Annotated in this window: 2 protein-coding genes and 1 riboswitch; both genes read left to right on the forward strand. The window is 54.1% G+C overall.

Features of this window, described 5'->3' with window-relative positions:
- Positions 1-359: hypothetical protein (locus tag AWJ19_RS35025; protein ID WP_198536444.1), on the forward strand; the 359-nt coding region annotated here is incomplete at its 5' end.
- Between the two features lie 686 nt (positions 360-1,045).
- A riboswitch (cobalamin riboswitch) is annotated at positions 1,046-1,253 on the forward strand.
- Between the two features lie 347 nt (positions 1,254-1,600).
- A complete protein-coding gene (locus AWJ19_RS01145; protein WP_068720841.1) occupies positions 1,601-6,817 on the forward strand; it encodes a DUF4430 domain-containing protein in 5,217 nt (1,738 codons plus the stop codon).
- Positions 6,818-7,151 lie beyond the last annotated feature (334 nt).

Here is a 7,151-nt window from a genome sequence, read left to right on the forward strand (position 1 = left end):
ACGCGGGTGCCGGGACAGACGACGGTGACTCCGTCTCGTCTCCGCCGTCATCCGGCCAGCCGACTGCTGCGCTGTACCAGGTCATCGTTGACCTGGAGCCGGGCGCGGCACTGGCCGCTGGCAGTATGATTACCACAGGCGATTACAAGCTGATTGTTCAGCCTGATCCTGCGGCGGGAGTGACCACATCGCCGGCAGCACAGCCTTCTGCCACAGCAGAGGCCACGCCTGACGCTTCAGCTGGTACCAATAACACTGGTAACAACAATACCGGCGGCAGCAATACAGCGGGTGAGACAAGCACTGGCGAATCCGGCACAAACGGTGCTGGTGCAGAGAGCACTGCCGGAGCGGAGTAACGACAATTTTTCATAATTAACTAATGAACAAATATTATAATCCTGAACAGCACAAACAGCCGGATGACGGCTTGAGTGCGTTCAGGATTTTTTTCAGCAGAATGTGTTGAAGTTGGCAACAGAATACTGGTGCATAGTGCACTGTCTCAGGGGAGGAGCATTTTCTTGCAGACTAACTTTATCTTATGTGCAGCATAAACTCTATTCTGAACTAACAAAATGTGGAGGTGGCCAGGCGGGTATGTTCACGATGCTTTTGCAGCTGCCTGGTTGTAACTAAGTGGATTTTAGACAACTAATCTCTGCCGAAACAAACGATGAACAGAACTAAGTGGAAATTTGCTATTTAATTCAGGCAACTTTGCTGAAATGTGTGCTTAACCAGTAAATTAAGTGTCCATTTTCCAATTAATTACGCCGCAATGAGGGTTTAGGTGAAATTAAGCTGCTTTTTTCCAACTAGCTGCGGCGACGAGTTTGTATAAAGTAGTCTGCGCAGATAAGGTGGTTGCCAATTAAGAGTAGTCCGCATGTACACCGCCCCCTTCTGACACAAGCGGCTGGTTGAAGCAAGCTCTGCTCAGCCTTATCCGGCGCTAATAGCTGACATGGGATGGAATGAGATTGTAACAGCTTTTCTATGGACATAGAGGGAAATAGTAGATATGATTATGAATATTAAAATTTAATAAGCTATTGAAAAGGGTGCGCGTTCTATAGTTTCATAGAACCGCTTAATAGGGAAGGCCGGTGCAAGTCCGGCGCGGTCCCGCCACTGTAAATGCAGAGCGACTCCTGCAGATGCGCCACTGTCCGGCTGTTATGCTGACGGGAAGGCAAAGGGGAAGCGATGAGGCATAAGCCAGGAGACCTGCCTTTTTTCATGGACGTTTCACTTCTTCGTGGGGTAAGAATGCGGAACACATGCAGATGAACTGCGGCATAGGGCAGATGCGCGCCTTGCAGAAGGTACGCCTGCTGATGGCCGGCCTGTGAGCAGCAAGCTCAGCTTACAAGCTGTCCAGCCGTTAATTTGTATTCTTCCCGGCCGCCCTTAACAGGGCGGTTTTTATGTTGGGCAAGTAGACTGCGGAGGAATCACAGTGTGAGCTGCTGAGGAAACTTCTGCAGTTGGTGAACGGATACGACCCGCATCAAGAGTATGCCGTTCTGATTGCACCGTGTCCTGTAATGGATGCACTGAATGCCAAATCATTTTATTCACAGAAAAGAGGGTAACGATGAAAAAGAAATTCACTTCCAGATTCTGGAGACTCAGCCTGGCGCTATTGCTGGTTATCTCGATTATCGGAGGCGCTGTTGTCCCTTCCGGCCAGAGCTATGCTGCAGCTGATGCTTCAGCAGGTCAGGGGACGGATAAGGTAACGGATGCTGTGTATGCAGCAGACGCTTCCTCCTTGGAACTGCCGGTTACTCTGGAGGCAGCAGCGCAAAATGGACAAGTTACTGTAAAAGAGGCCACCTACAAAACTGCCGAATATATTCTGGGCAGCGGTGTAACATCGGAATGGCAGGCCATCGGGCTGGCCCAGGCCGGCTATAACGTACCTGATAGCTATGTGCAGGCACTTGAGCAAAAGGTTAAGGCTGCCGGCGGCAGCTTTTCCAGTGTAACGGATTATGCCCGGATTGTGCTCGCAGTAAAGGCTGCAGGCGCTGATCCGGAAAATTATGCCGGCACCGGCTCCACGACAGGCTACAATCTGATCGAGAAAATCTATAACAATACCAGAATCAGCGGACAGACGCTTAACGCCCCGGTGTATGCGCTGCTTGCGCTGGATTCCGGCAATTATACCATTCCGGGTGATGCCAAATGGACCAAATCTGCGCTGCTCGGCGAGATTTTGTCCAAGCAGAATGCGGATGGCGGTTTTACCCTGTCCACAGGTGCAAGCGACCCGGATATGACAGCAATGGCCTTGACGGCGCTGGCTGCACACCGGAATGAACCGGGCGTAGCGACAGCCGGACAGAAGGCGGTAGCCTGGTTATCTGCTGCACAGGACAGCAAAGGCGGATACGGCGACAACAGTGAGAGTGCTGCCCAGGTTATTATTGGTTTGACCTCCTTTGGCGTGGACCCGTCCGGGACTGAGTTTACCAAAGCAGGAGGAGACCTGACCGGAAGACTGCTGAGCTTCTTTAGAGCCGGCGGCGGTTTTGCCCATAACGAAGCAGGCAATGTTAATGATTATGCTACCGAACAAGGTCTGCAGGCGCTGGTTGCTTATAATCTGTTCAGCGGCGGAAGCAACGGGAAGCTGTATGATTTTACAAAACCGGCAGCGCAGAACCCGCTTGTATATGTACCGCTTGTAATTGAAGGACCTAAGGGTACGCTGGGCCAAGGGAATGCCTATGCAGGCAATGCCCTCGAAGCGCTGGAGAAGGTTGCAGCCCAGAACGGGCTGGCGCTTACGAATCCGTCCGGCAATTATGTTACGGCCATCGGCAATGTAGCTGCGGGAATGTTCGGCGGCTGGGATGGCTGGAGCTATGCTGTCGTCCGCGGAGGACAGTGGCTGTATCCGGATGTAGGCATGAAGGATTTCAGCCTCAAGGGCTCTGACCGGATTGTCGTCTATTACGGGGGCGCTGATACCCAGCTTGTTGAGTCGGTGACTTTGTCCAAGGCGCAGCCAGGGGAAGATGAGGCGTTCACGGTTACTGTTAATCAGATCCGGTGGGTCTGGGACAATGTAACCAAAACGTCCAATCCGGTGATCTCCAAGGCGGCAGGTGTTGAGGTTGCAATCGGCGGCCTGACTGCGAAGACTGACCAGAACGGCAAAGCCGAGTTTAGCGTTGGTCTGGCGGAAGGCGATTATACACTGGCCGTTACCGGTTATGCAGCAAATCAGGCGCCTGCAATTGTCAAATACACTCGGGCACTAAGCGTTGTTTCTCAAAATGTATCCATCCGGCTGTCTGTTGAAGGCCCGGAAGGCAATATTACAGAAGGTACGCTGAAGGCAGCGAATGCTCTGGCGGCGCTGAAAAAGTTAACCGCTTTGAACAATATCCCGCTGCAGATTACGGAGTCGTCGTTCGGCAGCTACGTATCCGGCATTGCCGGTGTTGCAAACGGGACTTACGGTGCTTATTGGAATTTCGCAGTCTACCGCGGCGGAGAATGGATTTACCCGGCTGTTGGCATGGGGGTCTATGAGCTTGAGGAGTCTGACCGTGTTCTCGTTTACTTTGCGGGAGCAGATACACAAGTAGTAAACAAGGTAACTGTAACCCCAGAACAGCCAAAGCCGGATGAGGCATTTACGGTTAAGGTTACGCAGGCCAAATGGGATTGGAACAGCAATAGCCGGGTAGAATCACCGGCGACCGGTGTGCAGGTAACGATTGACGGCACAACAGTAACTACCGACGATAAGGGCACAGCTTCTTTTGAAAAGGGCTTGTCTGCCAAAGTCTACACGCTGGCCGTAACCGGCTATGTCAAAGGGGCTGCCCCAAAAGTTGTACGGCACACGCAAGCCTTCAAGGTAGCTCCCGGCAATGTGACAGCTTCCCTGGCAATTGAAGGACCGCAGGGTCCTTTGGCGGAGGGCACGCTTGATGCGTTCAACGCTTATGATGCCCTGCAGCAGCTGACGGCTTCCCGCGGAATTGAACTGCAGGCAACAGAATCCCAGTACGGCATTTTCGTTCAGGGAATCGGCGGCATTGAGGGCGGCGTCTACCACAAAGACGGGTATTGGGGCTTTGCCGTATCCCGCGGCGGCAAATGGATCTATCCTGAAACCGGAATGAACGATTACGTACTGCAGGCGTCTGACAAAGTGCTTGTTTATTACGGCGGAGGCACTACACAGTTTGTTGATTCACTGGCGGTTACGCCAACACAGCCCAAGCAGGGTGAAGCATTTACGGTTAAGGTTATGCAGATTGCACAGGTCTGGGATGCGAATTATGTACCGGAACTGGTTGTCTCTGCAGCTGCAGGAGTTCAGGTCAGTGCCGGTGGAGTTACAGCCACAACAAACTCAGAGGGAATAGCAAACTTCGCGCAAGGTCTGACTGCCGGTACGCATATTCTGGCTGTAACGGGATATGCGGAAGGCCAGCTGCCAACCATCGCCCGTTATACACAGGCGCTGACGGTGGTGAGTCCGTCCACGGTTCCACAGCCGGCAACAGCCACCATTTCCGTTACAGGCGATAGCCTCAAAGGTACGATTCTCTCTAGTACAACTGTAACGTTGAACGAAGGCGAAACTGCTTACAGCCTGCTGGTCCGCCAGCTTGGCAGCAAAGTGGTGAGCGGCGGCAGCGGTGACAGTGTCTATATCAGATCCATCGACGGTCTGGCTGAGATGGACCGCGGCAAGGACAGCGGCTGGATGTATTCGGTCAACGGCAGCTATCCCAAAACAAGTGCAGGCAGCTATAAGCTCAGCAGCGGGGATGTGCTGGCCTGGCGCTATACAACCGACGGCGGAGCAGATATTGGAAATCCGCCGGGCGGCCCGGGAAGCACAGGTGGAACAGGAGCAGCCGGTTCCGGAAGTCTTGCCGGAGTAACCATTACTGCAGACAATACTCTTCCGCTCAATCAAGTCGGCCAGACGACAGCAGTAACCGGTACGGTGATGGCAGCAGCTGAAGCTGCGGCGCTTAAACAGCAGCTGGCGGCCAATGTGGTCACCATTGAGCAGGATGTGACTCCGGGGGCAGCAGCCTCCCTGAAGGACAGCGGCGGAGAAGTAGAGCTGCAGCTGCCTTCCGGTGCAGTGACCGGAACAGTAAAAATCAGTGTAAGAGAGAGCAGCTCAAACCGTACGGAGCTTGTATCGGGATTGTATGATTTCAAGCCGGACGGCACGAAATTCCTGAAAACAGCGGAGCTGCTGATCCGCATTCCGGTTACAGCTGTTAATCCGGCCAATCTGGCGCTGGCCTGGCTGGATGAAAGCACAGGCAACTGGATACCGGTTCCCGCATCGCTTGATCTGAAAACAGGCATCATGACTGGTAAAGTCAGCCACTTCACCACATACGCGGTCGTAGACCGCAGCAAGTTTGAGCCGCAGCAGGGCAAGCTGGCCAGTGATATTACGGCTACAGCCAAGACTGTGGCAGCAGCAGAGGAGCTGAGCGATTGGGAGGCCATTGGTCTGGCCCGCACCGGCCATGCTATACCGGCAGGCTATTTGAACGCAGTGAAGGAGCAGCTTGCTGCAAGCAGCGGTGAATTCCGCAAGGTAACCGATTATGAGCGTCTGGTGCTGGCCGTGGCTGCGGCCGGGGCAGATCCGCAGAGTATCGGCGGATATAATCTGATTGAGAAGATTTATAACAACCGCAATATGGTAAATCAGGGAAGCAACGGTCTGATTTTTGGCCTGATTGCCCTGGACAGCGCCTCCTATAAGGTGCCTGCAAATGCGCTGTGGACCAGGGAACGTCTGATTGCTGCAATTCTGGAGCTGCAGAGCAAGGACGGAGGCTTCCCGCTGACCGCCGGAGGCACGGATGATGTGGATCTGACTGCGATGGCAGTCACGGCACTCTCCGCGCATACCAGCCAGGCGGCAGTGCAGGCCGCTCTGGACAAAGCGGTAACGTGGCTGTCCGGACAGCAGCTGGAGAACGGCGGCTACAAGGTATCCGGCACTGAAAACAGTGAAAGTACTGCCCAGGTCATTATCGCCCTTAGTACTGCGGGCATTGGTCCGGGAGATGCACGTTTTGTAAAAGCGAAGGGCGGGCTGATGAGCCATCTGGCTTCATTCAGACAGGCGGACGGAAGCTATGCCCACACTGCAGGACAGCAAGGCAACGGTCTGGCTACGGAGCAGGCGCTGCTGGCATTGTCAGCCTATAGCCGCTTCCTGACAGGTGATTCCAAGCTGTTCAGCATTACGCCGGGAGAAGTGAGCGGCGTTACATTTACCGATGAAAGCCAAATCTCTGCCTGGGCGCTTGCTTCCGTACAAGAGGCCTTTAATCAGGGACTGATGAAGGGCGTTAGTGAAACGGCGCCGGTCTTTGCTCCGAAGCAGAAGATCACCCGTGCCGAATTCGCTGCCCTGCTGTTAAGATTGACGGGAGAGAGCCCGGCTGATTCTTCTGCGAAATCTGCGTTTAGCGATGTAAAAGCCGGTTCGTGGTATTACGGGACGGTGCTGAAAGCGAAGGAGCTGGGAATTATTTCGGGTGTAAGCGATACGGCCTTCAATCCTAACGGTTATATTACTCGCCAGGATATGGCGGTTATGATCATGAGGGCCTTCAAGCTGGAGAGCAGCGGAGCGTCTGCCGCCTTCACGGACGAGCGCCTGATCAGCAGCTATGCGTTGTCCGCTGTGCGGACGGTGTCACAGCTGGGCTATATGAGCGGATATAACGGCTCCTTTGATCCTGCAGCTGCGGTAACCCGTGAGATGGCCGCAGTCGTTGCAGTCCGGCTGCCGTAGAGCGCTGCTGCGGTTTATGCGAAAGGTTACAAGAAAGAGCAGATTTACAGCCCGGTTTAAGCTAAAATAAATGAAGATGATAGTATCGGGATAGAACGGGGGCATCTGGCTCTCGTTCTTTCCCTTTTTTTCAAAGATAAACAGGGTATGTTCTGCGGGATTATTTCAGGAGGTGCAAAGAGTAATGATTAGACCGGCTATCCGCCGTTTGCTTCCGCCAGCGCTAGTGCTGCTGGCCGCACTGCTGCTGCCGGGCTGCGCAGCCCCCGGCAGAGATGCCGCCGCCCCGGACGCGGGCGGCAGCGCCACTGCCACGGCTGCGGCACAGAGCCCG

This window comes from Paenibacillus sp. DMB5 (assembly GCF_001517085.1).
Lineage (GTDB): Bacteria > Bacillota > Bacilli > Paenibacillales > Paenibacillaceae > Paenibacillus_AQ.